This window comes from Methylobacterium sp. 13MFTsu3.1M2, assembly GCF_900112625.1.
Taxonomy (GTDB): domain Bacteria; phylum Pseudomonadota; class Alphaproteobacteria; order Rhizobiales; family Beijerinckiaceae; genus Methylobacterium.
Window position 1 is genome coordinate 25,623 of the sequence record NZ_FOMM01000023.1, and the last position, 18,915, is coordinate 44,537.

An 18,915-nucleotide genomic window follows, 5' to 3' on the forward strand; every position below is an offset into this window, starting at 1 on the left:
GGTTTCGGACAGATCCGCGGAGCAGCGCGACAATAGATCGAACCGCTGCGCAGGGGAATCGCGTCGCTGCATTTCCACCAGGATCGCCGAAACACGTTTAATACGGATGACGCTCGGCGCCGGACGCGGCCGAGCCGTCCGACGACCGGTCGCGGGGTACGGCGCGCGACGTGCCCCGCGCCGTCCCCCGCGCCGTCCCCCGCGACGTGCCCCGCGACGTGCCCCGCGACGAGAGCCCGCGGAACCCGCGGCGCCGCGCGCGGTTGCCCCGCCATGTCCGCCCCTGCCGATGCGTCCTCCGGCCCCCCGCCCGGCCTGCGGGTGAGCGTCGATCTCAACCTGTGCCAGGCCTATGCCCAGTGCTGCTACGCGGCGCCGCGGCACTTCCGCATCGAGGGGCACGAGGCTCTGTTCTACGATCCCGCCCCCGCCGCGCGGGACCGGGACGACATCGAGCGGGCGCGCGTCGCCTGCCCGGTCCAGGCGATCCGGGTCGAGGATCCGGAGCGGGGCGCCTGATGGCGCGCGATTCCGAGCGCGTCCTGATCGTCGGCGCCGGCCTCGCGGCCCTGCGCGGGGCCGAGGCCCTGCGCGAAGCGGGTTTCTCCGGCGCGCTGACGATCGTCGGCGACGAGCCGCACCGGCCCTACGACCGGCCGCCGCTCTCGAAGCACGTCCTCACCGGCGCGATCCCCGCGGAGGCCACGACCCTGCCGGGGGTCGGCGCCCTCGCGGCGGAGTGGCAGCTCGGCAGCGCGGCGCGACGCCTCGACCGGCAGGCGCGCACGGTCGGCCTCGCGGACGGGCGGATCCTCCCCTACGATCGCCTGCTCATCGCCACCGGCACCCGCGCCCGGCCCTGGGCGAACCCGCACGAGGGCCGCCTCGCCGGCGTCTTCACCCTGCGCGGGCGGGAGGACGCCGCCGCCCTGCGGCGGGCGCTGGCCGCCGGCCCCAACCACGTGCTGGTGATCGGCGCCGGCTTCATCGGCTGCGAGGTCGCGAGCCTGTGCCGGCAGCTCGACTTGCCGGTCACCCTGGTCGAGCCCGGCCCGACGCCGCTGGCCCGCATCCTCGGCAGCACCGTCGGGGCGTTCATCGGCGCGATCCACGAGGGCCACGGGGTCGCGCTGCGCTGCGGCCGCGAGGTCGAGTGGCTGGAGGGTCGGGACGGCCGGCTGGTGCGCGCCCACTTGGTCGACGGCAGCAGCCTCGCGGCCGACGTCGCCGTCATCGCCCTGGGGGCCGTGCGCAACACCGAGTGGCTCGACGGGTCCGGCCTGTCGGCGGATCCGGGCGGGGTCGATTGCGACGCGCGCGGCCACGTCCTCGATACCGAGGGCCGGCCCGACCCGCACATCGCCGCCGCCGGCGACGTGGCGCGCTTTCCCCACCCCCTCTACGACGGCCGGCGCGTCGCCCTGGAGCACTGGAGCCACGCGGCGGCGCAGGGCGTCCATGCCGGCCGTCTGCTCGCCGGCGCGGAGCCTGAAGTCCCTTACGGCGCCCTGCCGACCTTCTGGTCGACGCAGGGCGACCTCGTGGTGAAATCCGTCGGCCTGACCGAGGGCGCCGACGCGGTGGCGATCACACAGGGCGATCCGGCGGCCGGCCGCTTCGTCGCCACCTACGGCCGCGACGGGCGCTGCATCGCGGCGGTCGCGGTGGATTCCGCCCGCTGGCTGCCGGCCCATGCCGAGCTCGTGGAGGCTCGCGCGCCGTTCCCGCCCGAGGACGCCGCGACCGACCGGCCGAAGCGCGTCACGGTCCACGAGCCGGGCTTTCCGTAACGCGTCGGGAAACGGAACCGGCCCATCGGGCGAAGCCTTTGTCGTTGCAGCATCTTTCCCGAGGGCCGGTGGCCGCCATCCGGGTCGATGCGTGAAGGAGACCGCATGCCCGACGCCACCCTCCTCGACCAAGTCAAGGACTTCGCCAACCGGCCGAACCCCTACCCGGTCTACGCGAAGCTGCGGGAGAATCCCGTCTCGCGCCAGGACGACGGCACCGAGGCGGGCACCTGGGTGGCGGCGACCCACGGCACCATCGCGCGCCTGCTGCAGGACCCGCGGGTCAGCTCCGAGACCCTGCCCCCGGCCGACCGGCCGCGCACCGGCAACCCCCTCACCGACCTGATCGTCAAGCCGCTCAAGGACTGGATGATGGACCGGCACCGGGTCTTCATCTTCCGCGATCCGCCGGACCACGACGCCCTGCGCTCGGCGGTGATGCACCAGTTCTCCCGCGAGCGCGTCCAGGCGATGCGCGCCCGCTCCGACCGGCTGGTGGCCGACCTGCTCAACGAGAAGTGCGGTGCCCGGGAGATCGACGCGGTCGACGACCTCGCCTACCCGCTGCCCGTGACGGTGATCTGCGAGCTGTTCGGCGTGCCCCGGGAGGACGAGCCGAAATTCCACGGCTGGGCGACGCAGCTCGCCACCGCGCTGGAGCCCGACAGCCTGTCCGATCCCGAGATCCGCGCCGCGAACAGCCGGACCTTCGACGCGATCGGCGGCTACATGGGCGACCTGATCAGGGAGAAGCGCAGGCACCCGCAGGACGACATGCTGTCGGGCCTCGCCAACCACGCCACCCCGGCCGGCGTGAAGATGGGCGATTACGACCTGATCGCCACCTCGATCCTGATGCTGGTCGCCGGGCACGAGACCACCGTGAACCTGATCACCAACGGCCTGCTGACCCTGCTGCGGCATCCGGACGAGCTGGAGCGCCTGCGGCAGGACCCGCTCCGGGCCCCGCGGCTGATCGAGGAACTGCTCCGCTACGAGCCGCCGGTGCAGTTCCGGACACGACGGACGCTGTCGCCCATCGACATCGCCGGGGTCACGATCCCCGAGGGGGCCGATCTCGTGCTGCTGCTGGCCTCCGGCAACCGCGACGCGGCCGTCTTCCCCGATCCCGATCGGTTCGACCCGGACCGCACCGGGATCCGCCATCTCGGCTTCGGCGGCGGCCTGCACTACTGCGTGGGCGCGCCGCTGGCCCGGTTCGAGGCCGAGGCGGCGCTCACCGCCCTCGCCCGCCGGCTGAAGGCGCCGCGCCTGGTCGAGGACCCGCCACCCTACCGGCCGGGTGCCGCCCTGCGCGGCCCGGAGCACCTGCGGGTGGCGATCGACGGGATCGCCTGAGCCGCGGGCGGACCGGACGGCCAACCCGAGCATCGATGAGACCGCCGACGCGACGAAGACGAAAGTCCGTCGCCGTAAAGTTGTTTGCCTCGCTAAAGTCGCGATCGTCCGGCCTGGTTACGCTGGAGACGGAACCGGCGGGTTGAGACGATGGCTCAGGGGTTTGCGCGCGCTGCATCGCTGGCGCGCACGGTGGGGACCACGGTGCGCAACCTCGCCCTCGGGCGCGACGACGTCCCGCCCCTCGCGCCCCACCTGCCGCCCGCGCCGTCCCACACGGTCGACGCCGACATCCCGGTCGATATCGGCTGCATCAAGGTGTTCCGGGCCGAGAGCTTCCCGGAATCCGGGCCGAGCCCCTGGCTCGACCAGCCCGACGCCCTCGACATCGTCGCGCGCCGCGTCGCGCGCCGGGAGATCACGCCCCGGCAGGCCGAGATCTGCCGGTCCTGGGTGGAGCACGGCTACTACGTCCTGCGCGGCGCGATCGATCCCGACACGATCGACGAGGTCTGGGCCGCCTACGAGGCCGCGATCGCCGGCGGCGACCTGACCCTCGCCCCCGAGAAGGCGGCGCCGGACGATCCCCATCCGGGCCGCTACCTCAACCCGCACCTGAAGGTCGAGGCGATCGACCGGCTGCTGAAGCACCCCGTGCTGATGAACTTCAGCAGCATGGTGCTGGGCCGCCCCGCGATCCCGTTCCAGACCATCGCGTCCCACAAGGGCAGCCAGCAATCCGAGCACTCGGACTCGATCCACATGACGACCTACCCGCTCGGCTACCTGGCCGCCTGCTGGGTCGCCATGGAGGACATCCACGCGGATGCGGGGCCGCTGGTCTACTATCCCGGCACCCACCGCCTGCCGTACCTGTTCAGCCACGACGTCGGCATCACCACGGACGAGTTCCGCGAGCGCGGCTACGGTGCCTATTCCGAGCGCTACGAACCGGCGATCAAGCAGGAGATCCGGGAGCACGGGGCGACGCCGGCCTACTTCACGGCGCGCAAGGGCGACGTGCTGTTCTGGCACGCGAACCTGCTGCACGGCGGTTCCGCGCGGGCCGACATGCAGCGCTCCCGCAAGGCCCTGGTGCACCACTACTTCGCGGAAGGCTGCATCTGCTACCACGACCTCTCGGCGACGACGTCGGCGGTGCACGGCCCCGTCGAGAGCCTGCCGACCTGCGGCGCGTCGAGCCCCGACATCGCGGTGCGCGAGCGGATCAGCCTGTAAGGGTGCGGGGTCGCCGGGCGGTCCGGCGACCCCGCCCTCAGGCGGCCTTCACGGCGGCCAGGAAGGTCGTGACCTCCTGGCCGAGGCTCGTCGAGTAGCGGGCCAGCTCCTGCGCGGCGCTGAGCACCTGGTCGGAGGCCGCGCCGGTCTCGCGGGCCGCCTGCCGGACGTCGGCGATGTCGGTGCTCACCGCCTGGGTGCCCTGCGCCGCCTGGGTGACGTTGCGGACGATCTCGCTCGTCGCCGCGCCCTGCTCCTCCATGGCGGCGGCCACGCTGAGCGCCACCGTGCGCATCTCGTCGATCGTGCCGCCGATCGTCCGCATCGACTCGACCGCCTGGCGGGTCTCGTTCTGGATGGCGGCGATCTGCGTCGCGATGGTCTCGGTCGCCCGGGCCGTCTGCGAGGCCAGCGCCTTCACCTCGCCCGCCACCACGGCGAAGCCCTTGCCGGCCTCGCCGGCGCGCGCGGCCTCGATGGTGGCGTTGAGGGCCAGCAGGTTGGTCTGCCCGGCGATCCCGGCGATCAGGCCCATCACCTCGCTGATCTGGTCCGTGCCGCGGGCGAGCACCTGCATCAGGGCGTTGGTCTGGGCCACGTCCGTGCCGGCCCGGTCGGCCATCGCCGAGGACTGGGCGACGCGGGACGCGATCTCGTTGATCGAGGCCGCCATCTCCTCGCTCGCCGCCGCCACGGTCTGCACGTTGCTGGAGGTCTGCTCGGAGGTCGCGGCGACGCGCACCGACTGGTCGGTGGTCCGCGCGGCGGTGCGCGTCATCTCCCGGGCCGTGGCCTCCATCTCCACCGCTGCCGCCGACAGGCCCTGCGTCAGCGCGCTGACCTGCGCGTCGAACCGGGCGGTGACCGTGTCGAGCATCTGGGCGCGGCGCATCTTCGCGTCGTTCTCCGCGACGGCGGCCGCGTCGGCGGCGCGCTTGGCGATCAGGGCGTCCTTGAACACCTGGACGGCGCGCGCCATGGCGCCGACCTCGTCGCCGCGGCGCTGGTCGGCGACCGTCACCGCGAGGTCGCCGTCCGCGAGGCCGCGCATCGCCGCGGTCAGGCGGGTGATCGGGCGCGACAGGCCGTTGCCGACGAGCAGGAGCAGCGCCAGGATCGGCAGGGCGAGGCCGGCGGACCAGAGGCCGATGGTGATCGCGCGGTCGCGCACGGCCGCGTGGACGTCGTCCCGGTACAGGCCGGTGGCGACGATCCAGCCCCACGGCTTGAACATCTGCACGCTCGCGACCTTCTCCACCGGCACGGACCCGCCGGGGCGCGGCTTCATGTAGTCGACGAAGCCGGAGCCGTCGCGCTTGGCGGTCTCGACCATCTCGGCGAAGTAGCGCTTGCCGCCGGGGACGTCGGTCTGGTCCACCACCTGCTTGCCGACGTTCTTGGCGTTGAAGGCGTTGGCGATCAGGTAGCCCCGGTCGTCGAGGACGAAGAAGTAGTCCTCGCTGCCGAAGCGCAGGGCGGTGATCGCCGCGAGCGCGGCCTTCTGCGCGTCGGCGACGGGCATCTGGCCTGTCCGGGCCTGCGCCTCGTAGTGGACGAGCAGGCTCTGCGCGACCTCGGTCAGGCGCTTGGTCATCAGCGCGCGGTCCTCGAGCGCCGAGCCGCGCATGTCGAGGAAGCTCAGGGCGCTGAGGGCGCCGATGGCCAGGAGCACCAGGGCCATCACGGCCGCGAGCTTGTGGCGAAGCCGGAGATCGGCGAGGCGCTGCCACGGCGCGGCACGGTCGGCGGGCGGGCGGCTGGTCTGCGTGGGGATCATCCGAGCACCGGAAGAGGGGGCCTGCGGCCGGCGGGGACTCGCCGTGGGCGCCGTACGGGCTCAACCTCGTGCATTCGGGTTAGTAAATCGCAAAGACCTGCGGCCGTTCGCCGGCAGTCAGTGGGCGAATATCGATGTCAAGTCATTGAATGCGATACAGTCTACAGCTTTACATGGATCAATATCCGGATCGGGCCGGGGCTTTTGAGGGCCCGCAGCTAGGCGTCCACGCTGTAGTGGATCGGCTTGAAGCTGCCGTTGTTCGACTGCAGGGCCGAGCAGGCGGTGAGCCCGATGATCAGGTCGGTCTCGGCCACGAACACGATCCGGTCCCCCGCCCGGCTGAGGGGCGGCGCCACGGTGAGCGCCCCGGTCGCGCCGTCGATCGGCACGTTCATGAAGCAGTTGAACGCCACCGGGATCGCGTCCGGCGCGATGCCGTAGGGTGCGAGCGCCGCCGCGAGGTTGCCGAAGCAGCCGCGATGCGGGTTCGCGTCGCCGTAGATGATGCGGAACGTGTCGGCCGAGCACGGCGTCAGCAGGAAATCGTGCCGGCCGACCGTATCCTCGAGGATCCGCAGCAGGATCTTCGAGCGGTTCGAGTAGAGCGGGTCGCCGGTGGTGAGGTAGATCCGGCTGGCGTAGTCGAGGGTCCGGCCCGACGAGATCACCTCTCCCGTATCGTGGCGGTTGAAGGCGAGGAGGTCGGCCACCTGCTCCCCGCACGGGTCGATCACCGTGAGGCGCTGGCCCCGGTCGAGCGTGAAGGCGACGCCGGAGCGCGGCGCGATCGTCTGCACGTCGGCCTGGCACAGGGTGGGTTGGCACATGGGGGTGGCTCGCTCCGTACTGGGGACCGGATCCGACCGGCTCAGGCGCCGCTGCCCGGCAGCCCGCAATCGAAGGGCAGGGCCGGCGGGTTCCAGTCCCGGGCCTCCGGGGCCGGCGCCGGTCGGCCCTTCATCGGGCAGCGCCAGTCCGCGTCGACCGCGCGGCCGCTGTACTGGCGCGCCTCCGAGGCCTCGCCGTGGCGCGCCAGCATCGGGTTCACGCTGCCAGCGAGGGCCTCGTCGCGCTCCAGGATCGCGGCGCGCAGCTTCTCGTAGCGTCCCTCCGCCCGCAACCGCTCGAACTGCGCGTGCAGGTTGAAGACCAGGACCGGCGACGAGAAGCGCCGCGCCGGCCGGCTCGCCTGCGGGTGCAGCCCGACGACGAAGAACGCCTCGCCGCCGAAGCTCAGGGAGAAGTGCGGGTTGTCGGGATCCTCGGCCACGCGGGCATCGTGGGGCTGGCCGAGCCAGGCGTCCTTGTCGGTCAGGGATTGCGCGCGCGCCCAGAGGTTGTGCTCGAACGCCTCCTCCGAGAGGTCGCCCGGCCCCTCGAACACGACCGCGAAGCTCTGGAACAGGTCGGGCTGCGCCCGGTACTGCGCCACGAAGGCGAGCAGCGCCGGGTAGATCCGCATGTCGTCCCAGCCCGAGGTTATGTCCCGGGCCACCACGATCCGCATCCGCCCGCGGGACAGGGCCGACTTGGCGCCCACGCAGGGAAAGGGCGGGTTCCGGATGAAGTCGCGGAAGGCCTCGGCACGGGGGTGCTCTCGGTCGTCGCGGGGGAGATGCATGCAGGGCCTGCCCGGTCTCTGCGCGGTCGGCCTCCACGCGAGGCGGCCGCTGTTCGGGACTCCGGCAACACCACCGGGAGGCCACTGTTCCGTCCTGCGACAGGTCGTCCGGGGGATAAGGTGAATCCGGTCGCGTGTGACCAAGATCTGTGCGGATGGACGGCCAATATTCCGTGGATCAGCGCCAGCGAATAAACATAGGTTAAGGCCGGAAAGACTCCCTGTGCCGGCGCTGTGCCGGCGCTGTGCCGGCGCTGTGCTGCCGCGCGCGGCCTCTGCACTGGGCCGTCCCAGCGCGCGAGCGGCTCATCCCCGGCCGGCCCGCCGCGTCCGGTGCCGCGTCGCCGCCGCGGCCCCGAAGGCCTCGAACAGCGTGCGGTTGATCGGGTTGGTCGCCGGATCGTGCTCGGCGTGCCACTGGACGCCCAGCGCGAAGCCCGCCGCGTCGCGGACGCGGATCGCCTCGACCGTGTCATCCTCGGCGAGGCCCTCGATCACGATCCGGCCGCCCGGCTCCAGGATGCCCTGGCCGTGCAGGGAGTTCACTCGGATCGTCTCGCGCTCCAGGAGGCGGGCGAAGGCGCCCCCGGGCGTCAGCCGGACCTCGTGACGGTCGGCGAAGATCAATTCCAGGTCCGGGTGGATCTCGCCGTTCGCGAGGCGCGGCATGCGGTGGTTGAGCCGGCCCGGCAGATCGCGGATCTCCGGGTGCAGGCTGCCCCCGAAGGCGACGTTCATCTCCTGGAAGCCGCGGCAGATGCCGAACAGCGGCACGCCCCCCGCCACGCAGGCCTCGATCAGGGGCAGCGCCACGGCGTCGCGATCCTCGTCGTAGGGCTCGTGCGCCGCGCAGGGCTCGGTGTTGAAGCGCGCCGGATGGACGTTGGCGCGACCTCCCGTGAGCAGGACGCCGTCCACGGTGTCGAGGAGGTCCCCGAGGTCGGTGATCGTCGGGACGGCGGCGAACATCAGCGGCAGGGCGCCGGCCACCGCGGCGACCGCCCGCATGTTGTTCTCGCCGACGATCTGCGCCGGGAAGCGGCTGTCGATCAGGCGCGCGTTGCCGATGACGCCGATCACGGGTCTCGCCATCGTTCCGGCCGCTCCTCGATCCTGCCCTGCCCGCCGCGGCAGGCTCTACGACCCACGCAAGGCCGGCGCCAGTCCCGTCCGGCTCACGGCGGCGACAGAACGCCCGCGTCCGAAGCCTCGGCGCGGAGCACCTCGGCCACGCGCTCCGGCGCCTCCTCGTGGGCGAGGTGGCCCAGCCCCCGGATCAGGCGGACGCGGGCGTCGGGCATGCGGTCGCGCAGGGCGAAGGCGGTGTCCGGCAGGATGGCCTTGTCGTCGCCGCCGACGATCAGCAGCGTCCGGGTGGCGAGGCCGGGCAGCGCCCGGTGCAGCCCGGCGAGATCCCAGTTCGCCATCATGCCCAGCGCCCCGCGGACATGGCCGGCCCGGGCGAAGAGCCGCCGGTAGAGGTCGACCCCCTCCGGGTCGAGGCGCGAGCCGGTCCCCTCGATCAGGCGCTTGGCCGCGGACCGGTCCGCCGTCCAGGCGAAGATCCGGGGGGTGAAGGGGTTGAGGAACAGGAGGCGCGCCATGCTGGGGAACAGCAGGTTCGCCGCCCCCGGCAGCGGCGCGAGAGCGCCGTTGAAGGCCGCCAGCAGCCGGGGCGCGATGGTGCCGTCGAGGCACATCCGCGCGAGGACGGCGGCGCCGGCCGAGTGGCCCGCCGCCAGGACCGGCTGCCGGCCGAGCGCCGCAACGAGGCCCGCCACGGCCCGGGCCATGCCGGGCAGCGACAGGTCGGCGTCGGGCAGCGGGTCCGTGAAGCCGTGGCCCGGCAGGTCCGGGGCGATCACGGAGAAGTCGCGCGCGAGGAGCGGCGCCAGCCCGCGCCACGAATGCGTGGCCGCCCCGGTCCCGTGCAGGAGCAGCAGCGTCGGGGCGTCCGGAGACCCGTATTCCTGGACGTGCCAGCGGAGGCCGGCCGCCTCCACGAAGCGGCTGGCCTCCCGATGGGGCCAGTCCCGGCCCTCCACGGCCCAGTCGGGCCGGTCCGCGTCGAAGCCAGTCAGCATGCGCGCGTATCCTGCACTGCGGCATGGCCGGACGATCCGGGGGCGACGGCGGCGCTATCGTTCATGGCCGGAAGTATTTCGTAACACTGAACAATCCTATGCGGCGGCCGCATGCCACCGGTGAGCGGAGACCGATTGCTGCGCTGCAACAGCAACGGCATATCTCGGGCGAGCAAGAACAAGACGCGTCCACCAACTCCGGAGAAGGTCATGATCCTCTTCACCTCCTCGACCCAGAACATCGCCGCTCCGGTCTCCGGCGGCTGGAGCCTCAAGGCCATCGTCCGCGAGATGCTGAGCTCCTGGCTCGCCCACCACCAGCGCCTCGCCGACAGCGGCATCGGCGGCGACCTCTGACACCCTGTCGCGGGGGTGACGGGCGCGGCGCTCAGAGCGCCGCCCGCACCGCCGCGCTGAGCTGACCGGCCGCGGCCCGGGGCAGCTTCAGGTAGCGGGCGCCCATCGCGTCCGCCACAGAACGGGCCTCGTCGCCCCGCGTGCCGGTATCGACCACGAGGGCCGGCAGCCCGGCCGCACGCAGGGCTCGGGCCGCCTGCAGCGCCTCCGCGCCCGCCCGGGCCCGTCCCCCCTCCCCCGACCGCGCGACGTTGGCGCGCCCGTCGGTCAGCAGCACGATCGCCGGCCGGCTGCCGCCGCGGCGCACGCCCAGAGCCACCGCGACCGCGGCGTCGATCCCCGCCGCGAGCGGCGTCCCGCCCCCGCCCGGCAGTCCCGAGAGCCCGCGCTTGGCGCGGGTGAGCGACCGGGTCGGCGGCAGAACGAGATCCGCGCCGGTGCCGCGGAACGCCACCAGCGCCACCCGGTCCCGCCGGACATAGGCCTCCGCCAGCAGCAGCTCGACCGCGCCCTTGGCCTCCGCCAGCCGCTCCAGGGCGGCCGAGCCCGAGGCGTCCACGCAGAACACCGTGGTGGTCTCGGTCCGCTGCTTGAGGATCCGGATCCGCAGATCGTCCCGCCGCACCACGATGCGGCGCGTCTCCCCCTCTACTCTGCGGATGGCCTGCCAGGGCGCCGCCGCCCGCAGGGTGGCGAGCAGGTCGAGCCGTCCCCGCCGCGGGTCGCCCCGCCGGCTGCCCACGGGGCGGCCGGTGCGGGCCGAGGCCGCCTGCCCGACCCGGCCGGCCTTCGCGGCCGGGAGACGCTGCGCGCCCGCCAGAAGCTGGTCGAGGAGGTTCGGCGGGATCGCGGCGCGCACCGCCTCCAGCACGACGTCGTCGGGCGCCTCTGCGGCCGGACCCGACGCCTCCTCCGCGTCGTTCGGCTCGGGCGGCTCCGCCGGCGCCTCCGCGGTCTCGGGGGCGGGCTGCTCCGGTGCGGGCAGGCGCGTCGCCCGCGGTGCCAGGACGAGGCGCCCGGCCGCCACGATCGCCCCCTGGCCGATCGGCCCGTCTCCCGCGAGGGCGCGCGCCACGCGCGCCGCCAGGATCGGACCGCGCAGCGACGCGATCCCGAAGGCCTCGGCCAGGGCGCAGAGGCTCCCGACCGGGTCGGGCTCCGGCGCGCCCGGGGCGGGCTCCGGCTCGGCCGCCGCGGTGTCCGCGAGGCCGAGCCCGCTCAGGTCCAGCCGGAAGGCGAGGCGATCGGCCAGCGCCTCGGCGACCGTCTCGTCCGCCACGCCCTCGTCGAGGAGGATCAGGCCGAACCGGGCGCCGCGGTCCGAGACCGTGCCGGTGTCGAGGGCGGCGGCGAGCCGCGACGCGGTGCCCGGCGGCAGACGCTCGGCCATGGGGACGACGACGATCCCGCCATCGGCCTCCGCCAGCAGGCCGGCCCGCGCGACGGGGCGGCCCGCCGCCAGGGTCGCGGCGAGATCCAGGCCGCCGAGCAGGCCGTCGTCGCCGATGCCGGGCGGCAGGCGCCGCCAGGGCGTTCCCGGGGGCAGCGCCGCCCGCACGCTGTCGAGCCAGCGCTCGCGCACGGGCCCGGCGGGGGCCCGCAGCACCGCGCCGCCGAGCCCGTGCGGGTCCGCGGCGAGAAGCCGGGCGGCCAGGCGGGCATCGGCCCAGGCGCAGGTCGGTGTCCCTCCCTGCTCTGCGGGACGGCGATGTTCAGGCATCGGCTCGAGCGGGGCGCGACAGGGCCCCGCTCCCGAGCGGGTGCCGAGGGTCAGACACGTCCATCGGACCGCGACGCGGGCGACGGAGCGCGACCGGCCCCCTCTCCCGGGCGGGAGAGGGTCGGGGTGCGGGATGCGGAGTTCCAGGACTGAGCAGACGCGCGCGACGCGTTCGGGCCGAGCCTCGTCCGGCCGGTCCCCGTCCTCCACCCTGTCCCGCGCCCGCACGGGAGAGGGGCCCCGCGCTCCGTTCCGCGCCGACTCGGCCGGAGCCGCGCGATGAACGCCCTCGCGGTCGGGGCGCGCGCAGCGGCGCCGTCACGCGAAGACCTCCGCCAGCGCCCGCTCCACCCGGGCGGTGGATCCGGATTCGTCGAGCGGGTTGCGCCGCAGCCGGTGGCGCAGGGCGGCCGGGGCGATGCGCCGGAGGTGATCGTCGGTGACCATCGCGGCGCCGTCGAGCGCCGCGAGCGCCCGGGCCGTGCGCATCAGGGTCAGTTCCCCGCGCAAGCCATCCGTTCCGAGGGCGAGGCAGAGCCGCGCCGCGCGCTCCAGGGCGGCATCCGGCACGGTGACCGATGGCAGGCGCTCCCGTGCCAGCAGGATTCTTTTTTGAATCTTTCGCTCTTCGCCTTCACGGGCAGCACAGAACCCCTCCGGGTCGCGCTCGTAGGCGTCGCGGGCCCGCACCACCGCGATGCGGGTGGGGATGTCCCTCGGCGTCGCGACCTCGCAGGCGAGCCCGAACCGGTCGAGGAGCTGCGGCCGCAGCTCCCCCTCCTCCGGGTTGCCGGAGCCGACGAGGACGAACCGCGCCGGGTGGCGGAGCGACAGGCCCTCGCGCTCGACCGTGTTGACGCCGGAGGCCGCCACGTCGAGCAGGAGGTCCACGAGGTGGTCCTCGAGGAGGTTGACCTCGTCGATGTAGAGGAAGCCGCGGTTGGCCCGGGCCAGCAGCCCCGGCTCGAAGGCCTTCACGCCGGCGCCGAGCGCCCGCTCCAGGTCGAGGGTGCCGACCACCCGGTCCTCGGTGGCGCCCAGCGGCAGGTCCACCACCGGCACCGGTTTTTTCTCGGACTTTCTCCGCGCGCCCGGCAGGCTCGCGCAGTGCGGACAGGCTTCTGCGGGACTTTCGGGATCGCAATTGTACGGGCAGCCGACCACCGCCCGCATCGGCGGCAGCAGGGCGGCCAGCGCCCGGATCGCCGTGGACTTGCCGGTGCCGCGGTCGCCGAAGACCAGCACGCCGCCGACCGCCGGGTCCACCGCCGCGATCAGCAGCGCCTGGCGCATCTCGTCCTGGCCGACGATGGCCGAGAAGGGGAAGGTGGGCACGCGATGACTCGATGCTGCGGGGGCATCCAACCCAACCCCCTCATCCTGAGGTGCCGCAGCGCAGCGGAGGCCTCGAAGGAGGTCTCCAGAAGACGTGCGATGGCTGGAGGCCTCCTTCGAGGCCCGCTGACGCGGGCACCTCAGGATGAGGGCGAAGGTGGGAGAAGGGAACCCCCGCCCGCGCTTACTCCGCCGCCTTCTGCCGGAGCCCGATCCGGCCCCAGATCGTGGTGAGCGCCTCGACCAGATGGGCGATGTCGGCGTCGGTGTGCAGCGGCGACGGGGTGATCCGCAGGCGCTCGGTGCCGCGGGCGACCGTCGGGTAGTTGATCGGCTGCACGTAGATGCCGAACTCGTCGAGCAGGGTGTCGGAGATCCCCTTGCAGAGCACCGGATCGCAGACCATCACCGGCACGATGTGGCTGTCGTTCGGCATGGTCGGGATGTCGGCGGCCTCCAGCGCCTGCCGGACCTTCGCCACCCGCTCCTGGTGCCGGGCCCGCTCGACGCCGCTCTCCTTGAGGTGGCGGATCGACGCCGCCGCGCCCGCCGCGACGGCCGGGGGCAGCGAGGTCGTGAAGATGAAGCCCGACGCGAAGCTGCGCACGAAGTCGCAGAGTTTTTCCGACGCCGTGATGTAGCCGCCGTGCACCGCGAAGGCCTTGCCGAGCGTGCCCTCGATCACGTCCAGCCGGTGGGCGACGCCGTCCCGCTCCGAGATGCCGCCGCCGCGGGCGCCGTAGAGGCCGACCGCGTGGACCTCGTCCAGGTAGGTCAGCGCCCCGTGGGCCTCGGCCACGTCGCAGATCTCGGCGATCGGCGCGATGTCGCCGTCCATCGAGTAGACCGACTCGAAGGCCACCAGCTTCGGCCGGGCGGGATCGACCAGCGCGAGCTTGCGGTTCAGGTCCTCCGGGTCGTTGTGGCGGAAGATGTGGCGCTCGGCCCGCGAGAACCGGATCCCCTCGATCATCGAGGCGTGGTTCTCGGAATCGGAGAAGACCGCGCAGTTCGGCAGGCGCGACGCGAGGGTTCCCAGCGCCGCCCAGTTCGACACGTAGCCGGAGGTGAACAGCAGGGCCGCCTCCTTGCCGTGGAGGTCGGCGAGCTCGCGCTCCAGCAGCACGTGGTAGTGGTTGGTGCCCGAGATGTTGCGGGTGCCGCCGGCGCCCGCGCCGCAGCGGTCGATCGCCTCGTGCATCGCCCCCGTGACGGTCGGGTGCTGGCCCATGCCGAGATAGTCGTTGGAGCACCAGACCGTCACGGGCCGGGTGCCCGCCGCGTGGTGGTGGGTGGCGTGCGGGAAGTTGCCCGCGTGGCGCTCGAGGTCGGTGAAGACCCGGTAGCGGCCCTCGCGGTGGAGCCCGGCGATCTCAGCCCCGAAGAAGGTCTCGTAATCCATGTCGCCTCTCCCCGAACAAATCCTGCGGGTTGATCCCGCCTGTGACACCGGACTTCGCACAAGACCAGTTCCAGATTGGTGGACGTGCGTCGCCCGCTCGTGATCCCTCGGCCTACACGTGGTCCGGCGGCCCGGCCGCTTCCCCGGGCGCCCGGGCCGGCAGGCTCCAGCGCCACAGCTCCGCCGAGGGCAGCGGCAGCATCAGGAACCAGTGCTCCAGGGTGGCGAGCGCGGTCAGCGTCGCCAGGACCGTGAAGCCGATCAGCTCGTGCTCCAGCAGGTCGGCGCCGAGCGCCGCGCGCCCGAGCAGGGCCGCCGCGATGGTCCCGAGGCTCACCGAGACCGGGAACAGCAGGTTCATCGGCTTCCGGGACAGGTAGCAGGCGAGGTAGCCGAGATGGTCCGGCAGGAACTCGGCGTGGAGGTTGCGCACCCCCAGGAACAGGTTGAGCCGCGCCGACAGGTTCATCACCACCAGCGTGCCGTAGGTCCACAGGGCGAAGCGGTTGGGGCTGCCCCAGACCAGCGCCAGGATCGCGAGGCCGCCGACCACGATGGCGAATTCGTGCCACAGGCTGGTGGCGAGCGCGGCGAAGAACCGGTCGAGCCCGCGCACACCCGGCGCGCAGGCGACGGGCCGCGGGCCCGACAGGAAGCCCATGTAGTAGCTCATCTCCTGCCAGCCCCAGACGACGAGCGCCGCCGTGAAGGCCGTGTAGGCCCCCGTGGCGCTCGTGTCGGCGGCGCTGGACCGGATCGCCACCAGGGCGCCGGCGAGCAGGAGGGTCGCCCCGGCCATGCTCCACGGATGCGTCCGCCGCGGGGCGTGGTCGAGCAGCAGGATCAGCCCGGTGGAGAACCACCAGAGCAGGACCGCGTACAGGACCGGGGCGGCGTAGGTCCCCATGCTACCAGACCGGCTGGAGGCGGATATCGGCCGGCAGGGCGTTGGCCTTGACGGGCAGGAGATAGAGCCGCGCGAAGGTCACGGCCGCGCGCGCGGCGTGGAATCCCTGCAGGGCCTTGCCGACGAGGCCGCCCCGCGCCTTGGCGTCGGCGATCGCCCGGGAGCAGGCGAGCAGCCGGTCGAGGCCCGCCTTGAACTTCGGATTGTCGATATCGAGTTCCAGCGGGAAGGTCTGGCGGGAGATCTCCGAGGTGATCCGGAAGACCTTGAAGTCGTAGTCGCTGGGATCGACGCCGAGCGCCGCGTGGAAGGCCGGGCGGTGATGGTCGCGCACGTACATCGTGGCGAAGACGGCGAGCAGGAAGAACCGGATCCAATAGCGGTTCACGCCGCTCGTCAGCTTCGGGTTGGCGCGCATCAGCAGCGCGAAGGCCTCGCCGTGGCGGAACTCGTCGTTGCACCACAGCTCGAACCACTTGAAGATCGGGTGGATGCGCCGCTCCGGGTGCCGCTCCAGCTCGCGGAAGATCGTGATGTAGCGGGCGTAGCCGATCTTCTCGGACAGGTAGGTGGCGTAGAAGATGAATTTCGGCCGGAAGAACGTGTACTTCTTGGACTTGGTGAGGAAGCCCAGGTCTACGCCGATGCCGAAATCCTTGAGCGTGTCGTTGATGAAGCCGGCGTGGCGGGCTTCATCCCGGCTCATGAAGCCGAACAGCTCCTTGATGTCCTTGTTCTTCGCCCGCTTGCGCATCTCGGCGTAGAGGACGCAGCCGGAGAACTCCGCCGTGATGGACGACACGAGGAAGTCCAGGAACTCCTTCCGCAGCTCCGGCTCCATCTTCGACAGGTCGCAGTCGAATTCCTCGTTGCGGGTGAAGTGGCGCTTGTTCGGGTCGGAGCGCAGCTCGGCGATCAGGATGTCCCAGTCGCGCCGCACCGGCTCGACGTTCGTGCGGTCGAGCTCGTCGAAATCGGTCGTGTAGAAGCGCGGGCTGAGGAAGGTCGTCTCCTGCGCCGAGCGGGTCGATTCATTGATCGGCGTCTTCGGGACGGGCTGGCCGGAGGGTGGCGGGACGGGTGCGTTCACAGCTTCCTCCTCTCGGAAAAGCTGACCTCGTAGAGTTCGGTCAGCTCGAGATGCGCGATGAGCTTGGTCCAGGCCCGCTCCAGCGCGCCGGCCCGCGTCACGGTGGCGGTGCGCCGCACGGTGAGGCGCTCGCCGTAGGGCACCGAGGTCGGCGCGTCGTGGACCTGGACCTCGTCGCCGGGCTCGATCTCGAAGCCGGCATCGAGGGTCACGTGCGCGTGCAGGCTCTCGGGCGTCTGCTCGATCTCCACCGTGCAGGGCACGGTGACGGTGCGGCTGCCGAACAGGCCCATCACCGCGTCTCCGCGGCGGGGGCGCCCGGCGCGGGCATCAGCCGCGCGAAGGCCCAGGCATTGGTCGGCCCGAAGGCCTCCAGGGGCACCCGGCGGCCGGTGGCCTCGTCGGCCAGCGCGAGGCGGCCGTCGTCGTAGCGGGTCAGGCTGAAGGGCTTCTCGGGGCCGAGGCCCTCCCGCTGGCGGGCCTGGGCGAGGCCCCGCAGGGTCCCGCGCAGGAACCCGTCCTCGCCGGGACGGATCCAGGCGACGATGTGCCGGTCGGCGACGTCCCGCAGGGCGATCGAGCCGTCGACCTGATCCTCGGCGCGGAACTCGAGGCGCTCCACCACCTTGGCGGGCGGCAGGGCGACGAGGCCGACCTTCTCGCTCCGGCCGATCAGGACCGCCAGCATGGTGAAGCCCATCAGCGCGCCGGCGCCGATCATCAGCAGCGCCGGTGCCGGTCCCGCGACCGCCATGGCCCGGCTGGCGCCCTCCGCCCGCTCGCCCATCGTGCCCCTCCCTATTCGGCCGCGACGAGGCGGCCGGGATTCTCGTCCGCTCGGCCGAGACGCGCCACCCGAACCGGCGGCGCGGTGCCGTCGGCATGGGCCTCGAGGGCGCGTGCCAGCAGCGCCGCCGCGGCGTCCGCGTCCGGCACCGAGCGCAGCATGGGCTCGGTCCGGGCGAGATGCCAGGGCCGGACATGCGGCCAGATGTGAAGGTAGGCGATCCGGAGGCCCAGCCGCAACCGCAGCGGCAGGTCGCCGCTGCCATCCGTGAAGGCCCGCAGGGCCGCCGTCTCGATCTGCGCGAAGGGCAGGTTGTGGGTCACCGGCAGGGCGATGCCGGCCTGCAGCACGACGCGGCGGTTGGTCACCGTGTAGAGCGTCGTCCGGTGTGTGAGCCAGGCGAGCAGCCAGAGCAGCGCGACGGCGCCGGCGCCGATCACCAGGGTCGGCGCCACCACCTTGATCGCCGCCGCGGGCGAGCCCGCCGCGAGGCCGAAGGCCACGGCGCAGACCGAGAACCACGCGATCACCAAGCGGGCGTGGAACACCCGAACCAGCAGGCCCGCGGTCGTCGGCGCACCCTGCCAGAGGATGCGCTCGCCCGCCGGCAGCGGGCCGGGCAGACCCCGCAGGGTGCCCTCGGGGAGGAAGTCGCCGCTCATATCAGGGGCTCCGCCCGGGCCGGCGTCGCGTAGAGCGTGCCGGCGCCGAAATACGAGATGATCCGCTCCTCCTCCAGGAAGGTCACGCTGTCGGGATCGCGGGTGCTGGGGATGTCGGCGAACTGGCTCGCGAGCAGAGCCTCGGTCGTCACCGTCTTGGTGAAGCCGCCGGCCCGGCAGAATGTGGTCGGCATCAGCCGGCGCCCGCCCGTCGGGAGCTCGACCTCGTAGTAGCGGATCAGCGACTCGCCGCGGTCGACCCAGACGTCGCTGATCACGCCCGCGACCGCGTTGTCGGTGCCAAACACCGTCATGCCGATCGGGTTCGGGCCGTCCTCGTGGATGACGAAGTTCTTCGCCACCCGCAGGGGCACGATGCGGATCTCGTCGTCCCAGGTCCGGTCGTGCACGTCGTGCCGCAGCACCCAGGAGCCCGGGCCTACTCCGGCCTGGAGCGACGTCTCCGTGCGCTCGTAGGGGGCGCCCGGCCAGGGTTCGACCTTGCGGGCCGGGATCCCGGTCTCGATGTCGTCCCGGCCATGAACCGCCTGCGGCGCGTAGGTCGTCTCGCCGCCCGGCAGATGGAACGCCTTGGACCGGGGGATCAGGATCGGGTCGTCCGCCTTGCGGCGGCCGACCGTCTCGTTCTCCAGCGGGTAGCCCTCGCGCCGGTCCTCCCGGCGCAGCCAGAAGACCAGCCCCGCGAAGAAGAGGAAGAACGCGTAGAGTACGACCTGGGCGACGTCGACGTAACCCGTAAGTGCGCCGGTTGGCATGGCTGT

General features: G+C 72.8%; 19 protein-coding genes. 5 read left to right on the plus strand and 14 right to left on the minus strand.

Annotated features, from left to right (window positions below; all coding sequences use genetic code 11):
- Nucleotides 1–273 precede the first annotated feature (273 nt).
- The 4 genes from BM314_RS21995 (at nucleotide 274) to BM314_RS22010 (ending at nucleotide 4,388) form a co-directional block, all read left to right on the plus strand.
- Nucleotides 274–519 carry a ferredoxin gene (locus BM314_RS21995; protein WP_020095273.1) on the plus strand — a complete coding sequence of 82 codons (246 nt, stop codon included), beginning with the start codon at nucleotides 274–276 and terminating at the stop codon, nucleotides 517–519.
- The gene (locus tag BM314_RS22000) at nucleotides 519–1,790 is read left to right on the plus strand and encodes an NAD(P)/FAD-dependent oxidoreductase (protein ID WP_091980202.1); all 1,272 of its coding nucleotides are present in this window, start codon (nucleotides 519–521) and stop codon (nucleotides 1,788–1,790) included. The genes BM314_RS21995 and BM314_RS22000 overlap by 1 nt, the downstream gene beginning before the upstream one ends.
- Before the next feature lie 105 nt (nucleotides 1,791–1,895).
- Nucleotides 1,896–3,149, plus strand: coding sequence for a cytochrome P450 (locus tag BM314_RS22005; RefSeq protein WP_091980204.1), 1,254 nt, complete (start codon nucleotides 1,896–1,898; stop codon nucleotides 3,147–3,149).
- Between the two features lie 150 nt (nucleotides 3,150–3,299).
- Nucleotides 3,300–4,388: a phytanoyl-CoA dioxygenase family protein gene (locus tag BM314_RS22010; protein ID WP_043713080.1), complete on the plus strand. Its 1,089-nt coding sequence runs from the start codon at nucleotides 3,300–3,302 to the stop codon at nucleotides 4,386–4,388.
- A gap of 37 nt (nucleotides 4,389–4,425) precedes the next feature.
- On the opposite strand, the gene BM314_RS22015 is transcribed toward BM314_RS22010, so the two are convergent.
- From BM314_RS22015 to bchO, 5 genes are all read right to left on the minus strand, one after another.
- On the minus strand, nucleotides 4,426–6,165 hold the full coding sequence (locus tag BM314_RS22015) for a methyl-accepting chemotaxis protein (RefSeq protein WP_091980206.1): 1,740 nt from the start codon (nucleotides 6,163–6,165) through the stop codon (nucleotides 4,426–4,428).
- Nucleotides 6,166–6,383: 218 nt separating this feature from the next.
- The gene (locus BM314_RS22020; protein ID WP_091980208.1) at nucleotides 6,384–6,995 is read right to left on the minus strand and encodes a DUF1989 domain-containing protein; all 612 of its coding nucleotides are present in this window, start codon (nucleotides 6,993–6,995) and stop codon (nucleotides 6,384–6,386) included.
- Between the two features lie 41 nt (nucleotides 6,996–7,036).
- Entirely contained in the window at nucleotides 7,037–7,789 is a 753-nt protein-coding gene (gene gntA, locus BM314_RS22025) for a guanitoxin biosynthesis heme-dependent pre-guanitoxin N-hydroxylase GntA (protein WP_020095267.1), read from the minus strand.
- A gap of 306 nt (nucleotides 7,790–8,095) precedes the next feature.
- Complete coding sequence (locus BM314_RS22030) at nucleotides 8,096–8,881, minus strand: gamma-glutamyl-gamma-aminobutyrate hydrolase family protein (RefSeq protein WP_091980210.1); 786 nt, start codon at nucleotides 8,879–8,881, stop codon at nucleotides 8,096–8,098.
- Nucleotides 8,882–8,964: 83 nt separating this feature from the next.
- Complete coding sequence (bchO, locus tag BM314_RS22035; RefSeq protein WP_091980212.1) at nucleotides 8,965–9,873, minus strand: alpha/beta fold hydrolase BchO; 909 nt, start codon at nucleotides 9,871–9,873, stop codon at nucleotides 8,965–8,967.
- A 210-nt stretch (nucleotides 9,874–10,083) separates the two neighbouring features.
- On the opposite strand from bchO, the gene BM314_RS30715 reads away from it, so the two are divergent.
- Entirely contained in the window at nucleotides 10,084–10,230 is a 147-nt protein-coding gene (locus tag BM314_RS30715; protein ID WP_020095264.1) for a hypothetical protein, read from the plus strand.
- 31 nt (nucleotides 10,231–10,261) lie between these two features.
- On the opposite strand, the gene BM314_RS22040 is transcribed toward BM314_RS30715, so the two are convergent.
- The 9 genes from BM314_RS22040 to puhA all read right to left on the minus strand — a co-directional run bounded on the left by BM314_RS22040 (nucleotide 10,262) and on the right by puhA (nucleotide 18,909).
- The gene (locus tag BM314_RS22040; protein ID WP_091980214.1) at nucleotides 10,262–11,950 is read right to left on the minus strand and encodes a magnesium chelatase subunit D; all 1,689 of its coding nucleotides are present in this window, start codon (nucleotides 11,948–11,950) and stop codon (nucleotides 10,262–10,264) included.
- Between the two features lie 318 nt (nucleotides 11,951–12,268).
- Nucleotides 12,269–13,285, minus strand: coding sequence for a magnesium chelatase ATPase subunit I (gene bchI / locus BM314_RS22045; protein WP_091980216.1), 1,017 nt, complete (start codon nucleotides 13,283–13,285; stop codon nucleotides 12,269–12,271).
- 184 nt (nucleotides 13,286–13,469) lie between these two features.
- On the minus strand, nucleotides 13,470–14,687 hold the full coding sequence (gene hemA, locus BM314_RS22050; RefSeq protein ID WP_020095261.1) for a 5-aminolevulinate synthase: 1,218 nt from the start codon (nucleotides 14,685–14,687) through the stop codon (nucleotides 13,470–13,472).
- A gap of 112 nt (nucleotides 14,688–14,799) precedes the next feature.
- On the minus strand, nucleotides 14,800–15,594 hold the full coding sequence (gene puhE, locus BM314_RS22055) for a putative photosynthetic complex assembly protein PuhE (RefSeq protein ID WP_091682487.1): 795 nt from the start codon (nucleotides 15,592–15,594) through the stop codon (nucleotides 14,800–14,802).
- Nucleotide 15,595: 1 nt separating this feature from the next.
- Entirely contained in the window at nucleotides 15,596–16,684 is a 1,089-nt protein-coding gene (gene acsF / locus BM314_RS22060) for a magnesium-protoporphyrin IX monomethyl ester (oxidative) cyclase (protein WP_091682489.1), read from the minus strand.
- The gene (locus tag BM314_RS22065; RefSeq protein ID WP_020095258.1) at nucleotides 16,681–16,977 is read right to left on the minus strand and encodes a hypothetical protein; all 297 of its coding nucleotides are present in this window, start codon (nucleotides 16,975–16,977) and stop codon (nucleotides 16,681–16,683) included. Before BM314_RS22065 ends, acsF begins: the two co-directional genes overlap by 4 nt.
- On the minus strand, nucleotides 16,977–17,471 hold the full coding sequence (gene puhC, locus BM314_RS22070; RefSeq protein WP_091980217.1) for a photosynthetic complex assembly protein PuhC: 495 nt from the start codon (nucleotides 17,469–17,471) through the stop codon (nucleotides 16,977–16,979). The genes BM314_RS22065 and puhC overlap by 1 nt, the downstream gene beginning before the upstream one ends.
- 11 nt (nucleotides 17,472–17,482) lie before the next feature.
- On the minus strand, nucleotides 17,483–18,133 hold the full coding sequence (gene puhB / locus BM314_RS22075) for a photosynthetic complex putative assembly protein PuhB (RefSeq protein ID WP_091980219.1): 651 nt from the start codon (nucleotides 18,131–18,133) through the stop codon (nucleotides 17,483–17,485).
- A complete protein-coding gene (gene puhA / locus BM314_RS22080) occupies nucleotides 18,130–18,909 on the minus strand; it encodes a photosynthetic reaction center subunit H (protein ID WP_020095255.1) in 780 nt (259 codons plus the stop codon). The genes puhB and puhA overlap by 4 nt, the downstream gene beginning before the upstream one ends.
- Nucleotides 18,910–18,915 lie beyond the last annotated feature (6 nt).